Genomic DNA, 15,294 nt, shown 5'->3' with positions numbered 1-15,294 from the left:
CCGGGGACTATCCTCCTTGCGGATGACGGCTCGCAGATAACCACCGCGCGCCGAGCGGGACAACCAGAACCGGAGGCCATTCGTGACCACCGTCGCACCCAAGCCGGTCGTGACCCGGCCCTGGCCGGTCCGAGAGCCGGTCAAGGGGTCGGCCATCGCGCGGCTGCTGCGCACCACGGACGCGAAGCAGATCGGGATCATGTACATGGTCACCGCGTTCGTGTTCTTCATGGTCGGCGGCCTGATGGCGCTGATCATGCGTGCCGAGCTGGCCCGGCCGGGCCTGCAGTTCCTCTCGGCCGAGCAGTACAACCAGCTCTTCACCATGCACGGCACGATCATGCTGCTGTTCTTCGCGACGCCGATCGTGTTCGCCTTCGCGAACTACGTGGTGCCGCTGCAGATCGGGGCACCGGACGTCTCCTTCCCCCGACTCAACGCCTTCGCGTACTGGCTGTACCTGTTCGGCGGCACCATGGCGACCGCCGGCTTCATCAGCCCCGGTGGCGCGGCCGACTTCGGCTGGACGGCGTACACCCCGCTGAGCACGATCGAGCACTCGCCGGGCGTCGGCGCCAACATGTGGGTGGTCGGCCTGGCCATCTCCGGTCTGGGCACGATCCTCGGCGCGGTGAACCTGATCACCACGATCATCACCCTGCGCGCGCCCGGCATGACCATGTTCCGGATGCCGATCTTCACCTGGAACATGCTGGTCACCAGCCTGCTGGCGATCCTGGTGTTCCCGCTGCTGGCCGCCGCGCTCTTCGCGCTCGCCGCGGACCGCCTGCTCGGCGCCCACGTGTACGACCCCGCGACCGGCGGGCCGATGCTCTGGCAGCACCTGTTCTGGTTCTTCGGTCACCCCGAGGTCTACATCATCGCGCTGCCGTTCTTCGGCATCATCACCGAGATCATCCCGGTCTTCTCCCGCAAGCCGGTCTTCGGCTACAAGGGCCTGGTGGCCGCGACGATCTCCATCGCCGCCCTGTCGATGAGCGTGTGGGCGCACCACATGTTCGCCACCGGCCAGGTGCTGCTGCCGTTCTTCAGCTTCCTGAGCTACCTGATCGCGGTCCCGACCGGTATGAAGTTCTTCAACTGGATCGGCACCATGTGGCGGGGCCAGATCAGCTTCGAGACGCCGATGCTCTTCGCGGTCGGCTTCCTGGTCACCTTCCTCTTCGGTGGCCTGACCGGTGTGCTGCTGGCCAGCCCGCCGCTCGACTTCCACCTGCACGACTCGTACTTCGTGGTGGCGCACTTCCACTACGTGCTCTTCGGCACGATCGTGTTCGCGGTCTTCGGCGGCATCTACTTCTGGTTCCCGAAGATGTTCGGCCGGATGCTCGACGAGCGGCTCGGCAAGATCCACTTCTGGCTGACCATGATCGGCTTCCACACCACCTTCCTGGTGCAGCACTGGCTCGGCGCCGAGGGCATGCCCCGCCGGTACGCCGACTACCTGCCGGGCGACGGCTTCACCACGCTGAACACGATCTCCACGATCGGCGCGTTCATCACCGGTATCTCGACCCTGCCGTTCATCTGGAACTGCTGGAAGTCGTACAAGACCGGCCCGGTGGTCGAGGTCGACGACCCGTGGGGTCACGGCAACTCGCTGGAGTGGGCGACCAGCTCGCCGCCCCCGCTGCGCAACTTCGACCGGATGCCCCGGATCCGCTCCGAGCGGCCGGCCTTCGACGCGAAGTTCCCGGAGCTGGCCGCCGGCCAGAGCATCGCCGGGCCGCCGGAGGGTGGCGCCAAGCCGCTCACCAGCGAGTCCAACGGTGGCGCCAGCTACCAGGAGGACACCTCCAGCACCATCGACCGGAGCTGACGCTCCCGACGATCGTCCGACGGGCGCCGCACCCCTCCCCGGGGTACGGCGCCCGTCGCCGTTCCCCCCTCCGCCGCCCGGTCACGCCGATGTGTGGCACGTAGGGCCGTCGGCGGGGTTGGGTCGGCTCGGAGGCTGGGTTCCACGGGACTGCTGGGTTCCACGGGACTGGTGGATGCCGGCGAGCGTGATACCTGAGAGGAATAGATATGACTCTGAGGTATCACGCTCGAAAGCGGCGTCGCCTCCGGTCTGAGCCCCTTTAGCGATCGGGCACCCCGGCCGCGGTGCGGGTCCACCGGGCATGTCGCGCCGGTGGACGGAGCCGGCCGGCGCTGGACGAGGTCAGGCGGCGGTGGGGGAGGCCAGCTCGGCGGGACGGTCGGCGGGCGCGTCCGCCACCGGGGCCGGGGACTCGCCGGCGGTGCGGCGGCGGCGCAGCTCGACCGGGAGCACCAGCAGGGTGACCAGCAGCCCCACCGCGCCGGTGACCACGAAGCCCCAGAACGGCGCCGAGGCGTCGATCACCACCCCGGCCAGTGGCGCCCCGACCGCGATGCCGACCGTGACGGCCGAGCCGTGCAGCCCCATCGCCATGCCGCGTACGGCGGGCGGGGCGAGCCGGCTGACGGCGTCCGAGGTGGCGGCCAGGGTGGGCGCGCAGAGCGCGCCCGCGGGAATCAACGTCAGACAGAGCAGCCACCAGTGGCCACCGCCCAGGCCGACCGGGATGGTGCACAGGCTCAGCGCGGCGGCCAGCATCAGCGGCGAGAAGGAACGGCTGACCGCGCCGTACGCGAAGCCACCGACCAGCGACGCGACCGCCCACATGGCGAGCACGGCGCCGGTCCAGCCGACCTCGCCGTCGGCGCGCAGCACGGCGACCACCGCGACGTCGGTGCCGCCGAGGACCAGGGTCGCGCCGGCGCTGACCGCCAGCACGGCGAGCAGCCGCGGGGTCAGCCACTCCCGCCGGGGGATCCGGGGCAGCGGTCCGGCCGCCTCGTCGACGCCGCGGGTCGGTGGGTTCAGCACCACCAGCGCGATGCCGGAGGCGACGATGCCGGCGCCCACCGCCCAGAGCGTGCCGCGCGGGGACACGGCGGTGGCCAGGGCGACGGCGAGCGCCGGGCCCACCATGAACGACAGCTCCACCGACATCGAGTCCAACGCGTACGCCGGGCGGCGCTGGCTCTCCGGCACCAGCGCGGCGATGGACTGGCGGATCACCGAGAAGACCGGCAGGGCCAGCAGCCCGGCGAGGAACGCGGCGGGCAGCAGCAGCGCGTAGTCCAGCATCGGCGCGGTGGCCCAGAAGACCGCCTCGGCGGCGGTGGTCACCAGCAGCACCGGCCGCAGGCCGTACCGGTCGACCAGCCGGCCGAGCAGCGGTGAGCCGAGCGCGTTGCCGACGGTCAGCGCGGCGCCGACCAGGCCGGCGGCGCCGTAGCCGCGGCCCAGGTCGAGCACCACGAAGAAGGTGAGGGTCACCCCGGTCGCGGTGAGCGGGACACGGGCCAGCACCGACACCAGCAGCAACGACCGCAGACCGGGCAGGGCGAGGGCACGCCGGTAAGGCGTCAGGTTCATGATGGTCCGTACCTCCGGCCGTTCATCCTCGGCCGGGGGTACGACATCGGCAAGCGATTACCGGGTCAAGCGGCCCTGATCACAGGCTCCCCGCGCATGGTCACCCCGGCGCCGTCGAGCGCCCGCAGCGCCACGTCGAGGGTGGCCGGGGCGACCGCCGCGGTCAGGTCCAGCAGCACGGTGGTGGCGAAGCCCGCCCGGGCGGCGTCCAGCGCGGTGGCCCGCACGCAGTGGTCGGTGGCGATGCCGACCACGTCGACCCGGTCGACGTCGCGCCGGCGCAGCCAGTCGGCCAGACCCTCGCCGTCGTCGGCGTGCCCCTCGAAGCCGGAGTACGCGGCCGCGTGCTCGCCCTTGTGGAAGATCGCCTCCACCCGGCCCGTCTCCAGCTCGGGGTGGAACTCGGAGCCGGGGGTGCCCACCACGCAGTGCGCCGGCCAGGAGTCGACGTAGTCCGGCGGATCGCCGAAGTGCGCCCCCGGGTCGACGTGGTAGTCCTTCGTGGCGACGACGTGGTCCCACCGGCCCGGCTCCGTGGCGAGCAGCCGGGAGATCCCGGCCGCCACCCCGGCGCCGCCGGCCACGGCGAGGGAGCCGCCCTCGCAGAAGTCGTTCTGTACGTCGACGATGATCAGCGCGTTCGCCATCGGTGCGTCCCTTCCTCAGCTGGCCGGTACGACGGTGACCGGGACGGCCGGGTCGCCGCCGGAGAGCTTCAGCCCCTCCCACGGGATGGAGATCAGGCACTCCCGCAGGTGTTCCCGGGACTCGTCGAGCGAGGGCAGCGACACCGGCTCACCGTCGACCACGAACGAGCGCTGGAGCATCCGGTCGTTGGGCTTCCGGTCCGGTACGCCCTGCGGCACGATCACCTCTTCGGTGGCTGTGCCGGTGGGCTTGTGCCGGCGTACGGCCACCTTGCGCCCGCCGATCGTCGCCTTGTGCTCCGAGCGCTTGACCACCGGGCGCCCCTCCACCTCGACCAGCTTGTAGACCAGCCCGGCGGTGGGCGCGCCGGAGCCGGTGACCACGGCGGTGCCGGCGCCGTACATGTCGACCGGCTCGGCGGCGAGCGAGGCGATCGCGTACTCGTCGAGGTCACCCGAGACGATGATCTTCGTCTCGGTGGCGCCGAGCGAGTCGAGCAGCTCCCGGGACTGCTGGGCGATCACCGCCAGGTCGCCGGAGTCGATCCGGACCGCCCGCAGCTCCGGCCCGGCCACCTCGATCGCGTTGCGGATGCCCTGGCTGATGTCGTACGTGTCGACCAGCAGCGTGGTGTCCTTGCCCAGCGTGGCGACCTGCGAGGCGAACGCGGTCTTCTCGTCGTCGTGCAACAGGGTGAACGCGTGCGCGGCGGTGCCGGCGGTGGGGATGCCGTAGCGCTGCCCGGCGGCCAGGTTGGAGGTGAACCGGAAGCCGGCGAGGTAAGCCGCCCGGGCCGCGGCCACGGCGGCCTCCTCGTGCGCCCGGCGCGACCCCATCTCGATCAACGCCCGGCCACGGGCGGCGGTCACCATCCGGGCGGCGGCCGCGGCCACCGCGCAGTCGTGGTTGAGCACGGAGAGCACCAGCGTCTCCAGCACCACGCACTCGGCGAAACCGCCGGTGACGGTGAGGATCGGCGAGCCGGGGAAGAAGAGCTCACCCTCGGCGTACCCGTCGATGTCGCCGGTGAAGCGGTAGTCGGCCAGCCACCGGGCGCCCGCGTCGTCGACCACCCCGGTGCGGCGGAGGAAGTCCACCTCCGCCTCGTCGAACCGGAAGTCGCGGATCAGGTCGATCAGCCGCCCGGTCCCGGCGACCACCCCGTAGCGGCGGCCGGCGGGCAGCCGCCGGCTGAACACCTCGAAGGCGCAGCGGCGGTCGGCGGTGCCGTCGCGCAGGGCGGCGCTGACCATGGTCAGCTCGTAGTGGTCGGTCAGCAGCGCGGGGCGAAGGGTGCTCACCCGTCCCAGCCTAGAGTTCACTCCGGTTCCGCGCCGGTCCGGCCCGCGATCGCGCGCAGCGCGGCCGGCAGCTCCGCGCGCCCGCTGACTCCGAGCTTGCTGTAGACCCGTTGCAGGTGGTTCTCCACGGTGCGGCTGGACAGGTAGAGCCGCTCGGCGATGACCCGGCTGCTGGCCCCCTCGGCGGCCAGCCCGGCGATCTCCCGCTCCCGGCCGGTGAGGGTCGGCCGGACCAGCCGCAGCGCCGGGGTGTCCAGCCGGTCGCAGCCGGCGAGCAGGGCACCCAGCCGCTGGTGCGCCGCGCCGGCCGCCCCGGACCGGCTGCGCCGCAACCGGTGCAGCGCCATCGCGGTGGCCTCCGCCGCGTACACCGGCAGCCCCAGCCCGGCGAAGTCCTCGGCGACCGCCAGCAGGTCGGCGGGGGAGTCCTCGACGCAGGCCCGGGCCTGCCGGGCCAGCAACGGCGCCAGCGGGCCGTCGACCCGTTCGCTGAGCTCGGCGAGGCGCTGGGCGACGCTGCGCCGACCGCCGTCGGTGCAGGTCGGGCCGACCGGCGCGGCCGACCGGTCGTACCGGACGAGATCGTGCAGCACCAGCACCTCGTGCCCGGCCAGCCCGTCGGCGCGGAGCCGGTCGGCGAGCCCGGTCAGCTGGGCGGTGGCCGCGGCCAGGTCACCGGCGGCGGCCAAGGTCGCCCCGCGGGCCTGCTCCAGCCACGGGTAGAGCACGGCCATGCCGGGGGCGTGCGTGCGGTCCGCCTCGGCCATCGCCTCGGCGGCGTGCCCGGCGTCGCCGCGCAGCGCCGCCGCCTGGGCTCGCTCGGCCTGGGCGAGGCCGGCGTAGACGCGGCTGGTGGCGAGCACGGCGCAGGCCCCCAGGCTGGTCCTGAGCGCGTCGTCGCTGCGTCCGCGCAGCCGCTCCGCGTACGCCCGCAGGACGGCCAGGTAGCCGGTGCCGAGCCGGAAGTCGCCCGCCCCGGCCAGGTCGGCGAACTCGTCGGCCACGATCGCGTCGATGCCGGCCAGGTCGCCGGCGAGGGCCAGCCGGGTGCCCCGGGCCAGTTCCATGGCGAGTTGCAGGTAGGGCATGTCGTTGCGCCAGGCCGGCGCCTCGGCCGCCACCCGGGCCACCGCCTCCGCGCTGCGCCGGAAGTGGCCCTGCGCGGCCTGGAGGTGCGCGATCGTGCAGCGGGCCAGCTCCCGCGCGGCCACGCTGGCGGCGGGGCGGTCCAGGACGCCGCGGCCGAGCCGCAGCGCCGTCTCGGTGTCCATCCGGTGCAGCCGCATGATCGCCTCGAAGGCGCGGACCCGGGCCAGGTCGCCGGGGTCGGTCAGCTCGTCGGCCCGGGCGGCGATCTCCTCCACCGTGGACTCCTGACTGAGCCCCCAGTAGTTGACCATTCCCCGTACGGTCAGCCAGCGGGCCCTGCGGCGGTCACAGCCCAGGTCGTCGGCGACCGCGTCGAGCACCCGCAGCGCCTCAGTGGGCCGGTCGGCGAACATCAGGATGGTGGCGAGCAGCTCGGCCGCGTCGTACCCGCCGTCGGCGTCCAGCGCGGCCCGGGCCAGCCGGGTGGCCAGCGGCACGTCGTAGCGGGTGAACGCCTGCACGGCCGCGTCCAGCAGCAGCGCCGGGTCCTGCACGGTGCCCGAGTCCAGCCGCCACACCGCCACCCGGAGCAGGTCGTCGCGGCGCCGTTTGCCGGCCTTCTCGATCAGGTCGGCGAGTCGGGCGTGCAACCGGCGGGTCCGGCTGACCGGGCAGCGCCGGCGCATCACCTCGCCGTAGAGCGGGTGGGCCAGCCGTACGTTGACCCGGCGGTCGTGGCGGACCACGGTGATCAGGCCGCGTTCCTCGGCGGTCTCCACGTCGGTCGGCGCCACGGCCTCGTTGAGCAGTTGCAGCCCCAGGGGCTCGCCGAAGGCGACCAGCTCCACCACGGTACGGACGCCGGCGCTGAGCTGGCCGACGCGGGTGTCGATCAGCTCGGTCAGGTTGGGCGCCAGCTCGAGCCGCCCGGTCCAGCTCCACGCCCCGTACCTGCGGTGCAGTTCCCCGCCACCGGTGGCGGCGAGCACCAGCTCCCGCAGGAGCAGGGGGTTTCCCCCGGAGAGCCGCCACAGCCGCTCGGTGGAGCCGTCGTCCACCGGACCGTCCAGGATGGCCGCCAGCAGGGCGCCGGTCTCGGGGCGGCCGAGCGGGGTGAGCTCGGCCAGGTCGACCAGGTCGTCGGTCCAGAGGGCGCGGATCGGCAGCGGCAGCTGCTCGCCGTCGCGCAACGTGCCGACCACGGTGGTGTTCTCGGTGCGGGCCAGCAGGTGCACCAGCGCCGCGGACGGGGGGTCGAGCAGGTGCGCGTCGTCGATGGCCAGCACGACCGGCCGGCCGGCGGCCTGCTCCCGCAGGGCCTGCACCGCCCAGCGCAGCAGGCCGGCGGGGGAGAGTCCCTGGGGTTGTTCGGCGGGGAGCACCTGCACCAGGCCGCCGAACGGGAGCGCCGCGGTGGTGGCGCTGGCCGCGACGGTGAAGATGGCGTACCGGTCGGTGGGGAGGGTGACCAGTCCCTCGCGGAGCAGCCGGCTCTTGCCGATCCCGGCGCTGCCGTTGAAGAAGATGCCGCGCCGGTCCGCGTCGGCCACCGCCGACCGTAACCGGCCCAGTTCCACCGTTCGGCCGACGAAGCTCCACCGACTCATCCGAGCAGCATATCGATGCGATTCGGTACGCGCGGGCACCGTCACGCAGTGAAGTTGAGTAGTCTTGCCGTTACTGGTGAGTACCGGAGGTAATCGTCGCGGCGCGATCCCGCTCCGTAGGCTTTCGTCATCCGGTCCTCACCACCGGACATGTCCACGCGACCGCCCACGGCCGCCCCTCCCGGAGGGCACCGGATGAAGCCCCGTCCCCTTCCCACGGTCTACCGGTCGGAGACCGCCGCCGCCGCTGCCGTCGACGACGACGACGAGACGACGATCGAGCTGCCGCGCTGCGTACCGCTACCCGCCCGGCTCGGCGTGACGGCGCCCGGACCGGACGAGCCGCTCGCCGTGGTGACCGCCGGGCCGGCCGGCGCCCGCCGGCAGGAGGTGCTCGCCGCCCTGCTCGGCCAGCCGACCGGCATGCTCGCCGTCCCACCCGGCGCCTGCCTGGTGGTCCGGCACGCCCGGGAGGCCACCCGGGCGGCGTACGTGCCGGGCTACCGTCAGCCCCTGGGGTACGGCGCCGACCAGGTGGCGGCCGGTCCGGCGCTGGCCCGGCCGCCGCGACGGGTGGAGCTGGGGCTGCCGGTGCCGCTGCTGCGGCACTTCGCCGTGCTGGACACCCCGGACACCGGTTCGCTGGGCGTGGCCGGTGGTCGGCTGCTGCTCGACGCCACCGGCCGGGGTGGCGCGCTGCTCTTCGTGATCGCCGCCGACCAGGCGTTCAGCGCCGCCGAGCTGGACCTGCTGGCCGAGATCTCCCGCTCGGCGGTCGAGGTCTTCTTCGTGGTCACCCCCGGGGCGGCCGACTGGGAGCCGGGGCCGGACGGCGCGGCGACGGGGGACACGGGGGCGTCCGTCCCGCCGCCCGTCCGGCCCGTCGCCCCCACCGACGGGGTCGAGTTGAGCGCCGAGGCGCACCGGGCCGCCCTGCTCGCCGCGGTGCCGGCGCTGGCCGGCGCGCAGTGGTTCCCGGCCCGACGGCCGGATCTGCCCGCCCTCCAGCGGGCGCTGGTCGGCTGGTCGGCCGGCGAGGGGCTGCGCCGGGCCAGCGTCGAGCCGCCGGTGCTGGCCGGCGAGCACGGGCGGGTGCCGGTGGCATCGGAGGCGGCCCGCGGCGAATGGGCCGACCAGCTGGAGCGGCAGGCCCGCGCCTGCGCCCAGCGGATCCGCCAGGACCTCGCCCTGGAGCTGGCGAACGTGCACCTGCGAGTCGTGCAGGAGATCGTCTTCGGGGTGGGGTGCGCCGGCCTGCCGCAGCTGCTGGACCGCGAGATGGAGGCGCTGTCGGCGCTCGCCACCGCCCAGTGCGACCTGGCCGTACGCCGGTTGCTCGACGAGGCGGCGGGCCAGGTGCTCGGAGCGCCGCTGGCCGAGGGGGTGCGTCGGCGGATCGTCACCGCGGTGCGCTGGGAACTGGCCGACCACGTCGCCGGGCAGGAGCTGGACCGGGTGCTCCTGGTCACCAGCACCGCGGGGGTGGCCGGCCTGGCCGGTGCGGGCGCGATCGACGCGCTGGCCGGCTCACCCGGTGCCCCGCGTGCGGAGGCGCTGCCGCCGATCGCGGTGGCCCTCTCCGGCGGCTGCTGGCAGCACTGGCGCAGCCCGGTCAACGACGACCCGGGCGGCGCGCGGGCCTGGGCGCAGCGGGCGCTGCGCGAGGTCGAGCTGGAACTGACCCGCGAGGTCTCCCGCCGGTTCGAGGTGATCCGCCTCTCGATCTCCACGGTGCTCGCGGATGCGATCGACCACGGCATCCTGCTCGCCTGAGCGCGGCGCCGCCCACCCGGGCAGGGGGTCCGTTCCGGCCGCCCGGGGCGCCGATCCCGACCCACCCGGCGTTCCGGTTCATCGGTTCGCCGAGTCCGGTGGCACGATGGGGGGCATGGCGGCTCCGCAGGTTGCACCGGTCGAGACGCCGGACACCGAAGAGGTGCCGGTCTCCGACCGGCCATGGGTGACGATCGTGTGGGACGACCCGGTCAACCTGATGACGTACGTGACCTGGGTCTTCCAGAAATGCTTCGGCTACAGCCGGGAGAAGGCCGAGAAGCTCATGTTGGACGTGCACCACAAGGGGCGCGCGGTGGTCTCCACCGGCGCCCGGGAACGGATGGAGCACGACGCGTCGCAGCTGCACGCGTACGGGCTGTGGGCGACGGTGGACCGGTCGTGAGCGCGAGGAGTGAGCCGGTGTTGCGAGCCCCGCGGTCGCGATCAGGGGTGGCGCTGTGAGCATGTTCCACCGCCAGGGCGAGCGGTACGTCGCCAGCTTCGCCGTCGACGAGGTGCGGGTGCTGCGCAAGGTCGCCGGCGAGGTGGTCGGCCTGCTCACCGACGGCTTCGACCACGGGGACCCGGTGGTCGGCCGGCTCTTCCCGGAGGTCTACCCGGACGACTCCGCGGGTACGGCCGAGTTCCGCCGCTACACCGAGGGCGACCTGAAGACCGCCAAGATCGATCAGGCCGGGGCGATCCTCGCCGCGCTGCCCGACACGACCGACGCCGGTGGTGAGGTACGTCTCGACGCCGAGGCGGCCGAGGCGTGGCTGCGGGCGCTCAACGACGCCCGGCTGGCGATGGGGGTCCGGCTCGACATCTCCGACGGCACGGACCTCGGCGAGGAGCTCGACGAGGCGATGGCCCTCGACCCCACCTCGTCCCGGGTGTTCCAACTATCGGTCTACGCGTATCTCGGATATCTCCAGGAATCCCTGCTCAACGCCCTGGTCGACTGAGTGGTGAGGGTCGCCACCTCGCGGCCCGGGTGGCTCAGGCGCTAGGCTTGCCGACGTGCTGAGCATCGACCGGTCGATCGTCGACGCGATCGTCGCCCACGCCCGCCGGGACCATCCGGACGAGGCGTGCGGCGTGGTCGCCGGTCCCGTGGGCAGCGACACCCCCACCCGGCACATCCCGATGGAGAATTCCGCCCGCTCGATGACGTTCTACGAGTTCGACTCGATGGAGCACCTGCGGGTGTGGCGGGAGATGGACGACCGCGACGAGGAACCGGTCGTCATCTACCACTCGCACACCGCGACCGAGGCCTACCCGTCCCGGACGGACATCTCCTTCGCCGGTGAGCCGGGAGCGCACTACCTGCTCGTGTCGACCCGTGAGCCGGACACGGAGGAGATCCGCTCCTTCCGGATCGTCGACGGCGTGGTCACCGAGGAGCCGGTGCGGATCGTGGAGCCGGCCGTGGACCCGCACGCCGTCCAGTCCTACATGTTCGGGCAGAGCCCGGCGACGGTCGACTACGAGTGTTCCGGCCGCTGACCTCCAGCGCCCGTTCACCCTCTTCCTTCCCGTCACCGCGGCACACCCGTTCCAGGAGGACGTCACCATGGCCATCGAAGTTCGCATCCCCACCATCCTGCGCAGCTACACCGGCGGCGCGAAGGTCGTCGAGGGCGCCGGGGACACCCTCGGTGACCTGCTCACCGACCTCGACTCCCGGCACGCCGGGCTGAAGGGCCGGCTGGTCACCGAGGCCGGCGCGCTGCACCGCTTCGTCAACGTCTACGTCAACGACGAGGACGTCCGCTTCCTCGGCGCGCTGGACGCCAAGCTCAACGACGGTGACAGCGTCACCATCCTGCCGGCCGTCGCCGGTGGCGCGTTCGGCTTCGCCGCCGCCGCGGCGATCAGCCAGCACCGTGCCGCGGCGGCCGCGATCAGCCAGCACCGTGCGGCGACCGTCGCCGCCCGCGACGCGGCCGTCGCCGCCCGCTGAGGGCGGTCACCATGGCGCGGTACGAAAGCCTGCTCGACGCGTGTGGCGGCACCCCGTTGGTGGGGTTGCCGCGGCTCTCGCCGACGGTGCCCGAGGGGGCCCCGCCGGTGCGGCTCTGGGCGAAGCTGGAGGACCGGAACCCGACCGGCAGCATCAAGGACCGGGCGGCCCTGTTCATGGTCCGCGCGGCGGAGGAGGGCGGCCGGCTCCGGCCGGGTGACACCATCCTGGAGCCGACCAGCGGCAACACCGGCATCTCGCTGGCCATGGTGGCCAAGCTGCGGGGTTACCGGCTGGTCTGCGTGATGCCGGAGAACGTCTCCACCGAGCGGGTCCAGCTGCTCCGGATGTACGGCGCGGAGATCATCTTCTCGCCGGCGGCCGGCGGTTCGAACCAGGCGGTCGCCACCGCGAAGCAGATCTCGGCGGAGCACCCGGACTGGGTGATGCTCTACCAGTACGGAAACGAGGCCAACGCCCGGGCGCACTACGAGACCACCGGTCCCGAGCTGCTGCACGACCTGCCCACGATCACCCACTTCGTGGCCGGACTGGGCACCACCGGCACCCTGATGGGCACCGGACGCTACCTGCGGGAAAAGGTCGACGGCATCCAGATCGTCGCCGCCGAGCCCCGCTACGGCGAGCTGGTCTACGGCCTGCGCAACATCGACGAGGGGTACGTCCCCGAGCTCTACGACGCGACCGTGCTGAACCGCCGGTTCTCGGTGGGCACCCGGGACGCCGTGCTGCGTACCCGTCAGCTGGTCGACGTGGAGGGGATCTTCGCCGGCTTCTCCACCGGCGCGATCCTGCACGCCGCGCTCGCCGTGGCACACGAGGCGGTGCGGGACGGCCGGGCCGCCGACGTCGCCTTCGTGGTCTGCGACGGCGGCTGGAAATACCTTTCCACCGGCGCGTACGGCGGCACCCTCGCCGACGCCGAGGACGCGTTGGAAGGCCAGCTCTGGGCCTGACCGGGCAGCGACGGGCCGGCCGGGCACGCCCGGCCGGCCCGCTGCGCTCCGGGCCGGGCCGGATACGCCCGGTGACCCCGACCCTGTGTCACCTTGATGACAACTTCGGCCAGATGATTCTGGCTGGCCGTCGACGGAGCGTAGGCTGCGCAGCGTGGCGTACGCGTCGGTAGAGATCATCGGCGGCACGAGGGCCGGGCTGGCGACTACGGCGCGTGACAATAGGGCGACCGGATGCGACTAACCGTCCTGGGCTGCGCCGGGAGCTTCCCGGGCCCCGAGTCCCCCTGCTCGGCCTACCTGATCGAGGCGGACGGCTTCCGGCTGCTGGTCGACTTCGGCCCCGGCTCGTTGTCCAACCTCCAGCGTTACGCCGGGCTGCACGCCCCCGACGCCATCCTCCTGTCCCACCTGCACTGCGACCACATCCTCGACGCGCTCAACTACGTGGTGGTCCGCCGGTACGCCCCGGACGGCCCGTATCCGCCGCTGCCGGTCTACGCCCCGTCCGGCGCGCCGGACCGGCTGACCACCGCGTACGGGCAGGAGGACAGCACGCTCGAGGACGTCTACCAGTTCTACGGCCTCCAGCCGGGCACCTTCCCGATCGGCCCGTTCACCGTCACCGTCGACCGGATGAACCACCCGGTGGAGACGTACGGGGTGCGGCTGGAGCACCAGGGTCGGGTGCTCTGCTACTCCGCCGACACCGCGCCCTGCGAGGCGCTGCTGCGGCTGGCCCAGGACGCCGACGTGTTCCTCTGCGAGGCCAGTTACCTCGACGGTGTGGACAACCCGCCCGACCTGCACCTGACCGGCCGGGAGGCCGGCGAGTTCGCCACCAAGGCGGGGGTGGGCCGGCTGCTGCTGACCCATCTGGTGGCGGCGTGGGGCAGCGAAGCGCACACGGTCGAGTCGGCCGCCGCCGCGTACGCCGGCCCGCTGGAGGTCGTCCGGCCCGGCGCCGGCTACGACGTCTGACCTCGGCGGACCCGACCGGAATCGCCGCCTACCGGGCTGATCCACCGCAGGCGGGGCACCCGGGCACCGGTCGATCATCGCACCGCATAGGGTGCAGGCATGGCGCGACCTGACGGGCGGCAACCCGACCAACTCCGACCGGTGACGCTGACCCGGGGCTGGAGCACCCACCCGGAGGGCTCGGTGCTCGTCGAGTTCGGCGGCACCCGGGTGCTCTGCACGGCGAGCGTGACCGAGGGGGTCCCCCGCTGGCGCAAGGGCTCCGGGCTCGGCTGGGTGACCGCCGAGTACGCGATGCTGCCCCGGGCCACGAACACCCGCTCGGACCGGGAGAGCGTGCGCGGCAAGATCGGCGGCCGGACCCACGAGATCTCCCGGCTGATCGGGCGCAGCCTGCGGGCCAGCATCGACCTCAAGGCGCTCGGCGAGAACTCGGTCGTGCTCGACTGCGACGTGCTCCAGGCCGACGGCGGCACCCGCACCGCGGCGATCACCGGCGCGTACGTGGCGCTGCACGACGCGGTGACCTGGCTGGCCGGGCGCAAGGCGCTGGCCGGCAGGGTGGACAAGGTGATGCACCGGTCGGTGTCCGCGGTGAGCGTCGGCATCATCGCCGGTGAGCCCCGGCTGGACCTCTGCTACACCGAGGACGTGGCCGCCGAGGTGGACATGAACGTGGTCTGCACCGGCGAGGGGGAGTTCGTCGAGGTGCAGGGCACCGGCGAGGACGGCGTCTTCTCCCGGGCCCAGCTCGACGCCCTGCTCGACGTGGCGACGTTGGGCTGCATGGAACTGGCCGAGGCGCAGCGGAAGGCACTCGCATCATGAACAAGGTCCTGCTCGCCACCCGTAACCGCAAGAAGCTCGTCGAGTTGCAGCGGATCCTCGACGGCGCGCTCGGCGCGCACCGGGTCGCCCTGATCGGCCTGGACGACGTCGAGGAATATCCGGAGCTGCCGGAGAGCGGCCTCACCTTCGGCGAGAACGCGCTGATCAAGGCCCGGGAGGGCTGCCGGCGTACCGGCCTGCCGACCATCGCCGACGACTCCGGTCTGGCCGTCGACGCGCTCAACGGCATGCCGGGGGTGTTCAGCGCCCGCTGGGCCGGCTCGCACGGCGACGACCAGGCCAACCTCCAGCTGGTGCTGGACCAGATCGCCGACCTGCCCGACGAGCACCGAGCCGCGTCGTTCGTCTGCACGGTCGCGCTGGTGCTGCCGGGCGGCAAGGAGCACCTGGTCGACGGCCGCCAGGCCGGCCGGCTGCTGCGGGCGCCGCGCGGCGAGGGCGGCTTCGGGTACGACCCGATCTTCCTCGGCGACGGTCAGGAGCGGACCAACGCGGAGCTGATCCCGCAGGAGAAGGACGCGATCAGCCACCGCGGCAAGGCGCTGCGCGAGCTGGCGAAGCTGGTCGCGAAGGTGCTCCCGCCGAACGCCGGCTGAGCCGTCGAGCGTACGCGTGGGCCGGCTGTTCGTGGCGCAGCTCGACGACGCCGGTTCCGCCGTTCACCGGGAGC

The 15,294-nt window shown here is 73.1% G+C and carries 14 protein-coding genes; 10 read left to right on the top strand and 4 right to left on the bottom strand.

What is annotated here, in order from left to right; genetic code table 11:
- Positions 1-82: 82 nt before the first annotated feature.
- The gene (ctaD, locus tag GA0070564_RS01700) at positions 83-1,840 is read left to right on the top strand and encodes an aa3-type cytochrome oxidase subunit I (protein ID WP_091601468.1); all 1,758 of its coding nucleotides are present in this window, start codon (positions 83-85) and stop codon (positions 1,838-1,840) included.
- A gap of 345 nt (positions 1,841-2,185) precedes the next feature.
- Here ctaD and GA0070564_RS01695 read toward each other — a convergent pair whose 3' ends face one another.
- From GA0070564_RS01695 to GA0070564_RS01680, 4 genes are all read right to left on the bottom strand, one after another.
- Positions 2,186-3,430 (bottom strand): MFS transporter, encoded by a 1,245-nt coding sequence (locus tag GA0070564_RS01695; protein ID WP_091601466.1) that lies wholly within the window; start codon positions 3,428-3,430, stop codon positions 2,186-2,188.
- A 65-nt stretch (positions 3,431-3,495) separates the two neighbouring features.
- A complete protein-coding gene (locus GA0070564_RS01690; protein ID WP_091601464.1) occupies positions 3,496-4,077 on the bottom strand; it encodes an isochorismatase family protein in 582 nt (193 codons plus the stop codon).
- Positions 4,078-4,092: 15 nt separating this feature from the next.
- A complete protein-coding gene (locus GA0070564_RS01685) occupies positions 4,093-5,379 on the bottom strand; it encodes a nicotinate phosphoribosyltransferase (protein WP_091601462.1) in 1,287 nt (428 codons plus the stop codon).
- 17 nt (positions 5,380-5,396) lie between these two features.
- Positions 5,397-8,075 (bottom strand): LuxR C-terminal-related transcriptional regulator, encoded by a 2,679-nt coding sequence (locus tag GA0070564_RS01680; protein WP_091601460.1) that lies wholly within the window; start codon positions 8,073-8,075, stop codon positions 5,397-5,399.
- 195 nt (positions 8,076-8,270) lie between these two features.
- On the opposite strand from GA0070564_RS01680, the gene GA0070564_RS01675 reads away from it, so the two are divergent.
- From GA0070564_RS01675 to rdgB, 9 genes are all read left to right on the top strand, one after another.
- Positions 8,271-9,848 (top strand): P-loop NTPase family protein, encoded by a 1,578-nt coding sequence (locus GA0070564_RS01675; RefSeq protein WP_245669781.1) that lies wholly within the window; start codon positions 8,271-8,273, stop codon positions 9,846-9,848.
- Positions 9,849-9,963: 115 nt separating this feature from the next.
- The gene (gene clpS / locus GA0070564_RS01670; RefSeq protein WP_091601458.1) at positions 9,964-10,254 is read left to right on the top strand and encodes an ATP-dependent Clp protease adapter ClpS; all 291 of its coding nucleotides are present in this window, start codon (positions 9,964-9,966) and stop codon (positions 10,252-10,254) included.
- A gap of 61 nt (positions 10,255-10,315) precedes the next feature.
- Positions 10,316-10,816 (top strand): DUF2017 domain-containing protein, encoded by a 501-nt coding sequence (locus GA0070564_RS01665; protein WP_176730576.1) that lies wholly within the window; start codon positions 10,316-10,318, stop codon positions 10,814-10,816.
- Positions 10,817-10,871: 55 nt separating this feature from the next.
- A complete protein-coding gene (locus GA0070564_RS01660) occupies positions 10,872-11,360 on the top strand; it encodes a M67 family metallopeptidase (RefSeq protein ID WP_091601453.1) in 489 nt (162 codons plus the stop codon).
- A 67-nt stretch (positions 11,361-11,427) separates the two neighbouring features.
- Positions 11,428-11,817 carry a MoaD family protein gene (locus GA0070564_RS01655; RefSeq protein WP_091601451.1) on the top strand — a complete coding sequence of 130 codons (390 nt, stop codon included), beginning with the start codon at positions 11,428-11,430 and terminating at the stop codon, positions 11,815-11,817.
- 11 nt (positions 11,818-11,828) lie between these two features.
- Positions 11,829-12,794, top strand: coding sequence for a PLP-dependent cysteine synthase family protein (locus tag GA0070564_RS01650; RefSeq protein ID WP_091601449.1), 966 nt, complete (start codon positions 11,829-11,831; stop codon positions 12,792-12,794).
- A 234-nt stretch (positions 12,795-13,028) separates the two neighbouring features.
- Positions 13,029-13,775, top strand: coding sequence for an MBL fold metallo-hydrolase (locus GA0070564_RS01645; protein WP_091601447.1), 747 nt, complete (start codon positions 13,029-13,031; stop codon positions 13,773-13,775).
- Between the two features lie 99 nt (positions 13,776-13,874).
- Complete coding sequence (rph, locus tag GA0070564_RS01640; RefSeq protein ID WP_091601446.1) at positions 13,875-14,603, top strand: ribonuclease PH; 729 nt, start codon at positions 13,875-13,877, stop codon at positions 14,601-14,603.
- Complete coding sequence (rdgB, locus tag GA0070564_RS01635) at positions 14,600-15,220, top strand: RdgB/HAM1 family non-canonical purine NTP pyrophosphatase (RefSeq protein WP_091601444.1); 621 nt, start codon at positions 14,600-14,602, stop codon at positions 15,218-15,220. The genes rph and rdgB overlap by 4 nt, the downstream gene beginning before the upstream one ends.
- Positions 15,221-15,294: the final 74 nt, after the last annotated feature.

Source organism: Micromonospora mirobrigensis (assembly GCF_900091555.1).
In the GTDB taxonomy this organism is placed as follows: Bacteria; Actinomycetota; Actinomycetes; order Mycobacteriales; family Micromonosporaceae; genus Micromonospora; species Micromonospora mirobrigensis.
Note: the sequence above shows the minus strand (reverse complement) of the source record. Positions and strands in the feature narration are given on the sequence as shown.

Coding starts and splice junctions, on each gene's coding strand:
- GA0070564_RS01695 (WP_091601466.1), bottom strand. CDS start 3,430: ATGAACCTGACGCCTTACCGGCGTGCCCTCGCCCTGCCCGGTCTGCGG.
- GA0070564_RS01690 (WP_091601464.1), bottom strand. CDS start 4,077: ATGGCGAACGCGCTGATCATCGTCGACGTACAGAACGACTTCTGCGAG.
- GA0070564_RS01680 (WP_091601460.1), bottom strand. CDS start 8,075: ATGAGTCGGTGGAGCTTCGTCGGCCGAACGGTGGAACTGGGCCGGTTA.
- GA0070564_RS01675 (WP_245669781.1), top strand. CDS start 8,271: ATGAAGCCCCGTCCCCTTCCCACGGTCTACCGGTCGGAGACCGCCGCC.
- clpS (WP_091601458.1), top strand. CDS start 9,964: ATGGCGGCTCCGCAGGTTGCACCGGTCGAGACGCCGGACACCGAAGAG.
- GA0070564_RS01665 (WP_176730576.1), top strand. CDS start 10,316: ATGTTCCACCGCCAGGGCGAGCGGTACGTCGCCAGCTTCGCCGTCGAC.
- GA0070564_RS01655 (WP_091601451.1), top strand. CDS start 11,428: ATGGCCATCGAAGTTCGCATCCCCACCATCCTGCGCAGCTACACCGGC.
- GA0070564_RS01650 (WP_091601449.1), top strand. CDS start 11,829: ATGGCGCGGTACGAAAGCCTGCTCGACGCGTGTGGCGGCACCCCGTTG.
- GA0070564_RS01645 (WP_091601447.1), top strand. CDS start 13,029: ATGCGACTAACCGTCCTGGGCTGCGCCGGGAGCTTCCCGGGCCCCGAG.
- rph (WP_091601446.1), top strand. CDS start 13,875: ATGGCGCGACCTGACGGGCGGCAACCCGACCAACTCCGACCGGTGACG.
- rdgB (WP_091601444.1), top strand. CDS start 14,600: ATGAACAAGGTCCTGCTCGCCACCCGTAACCGCAAGAAGCTCGTCGAG.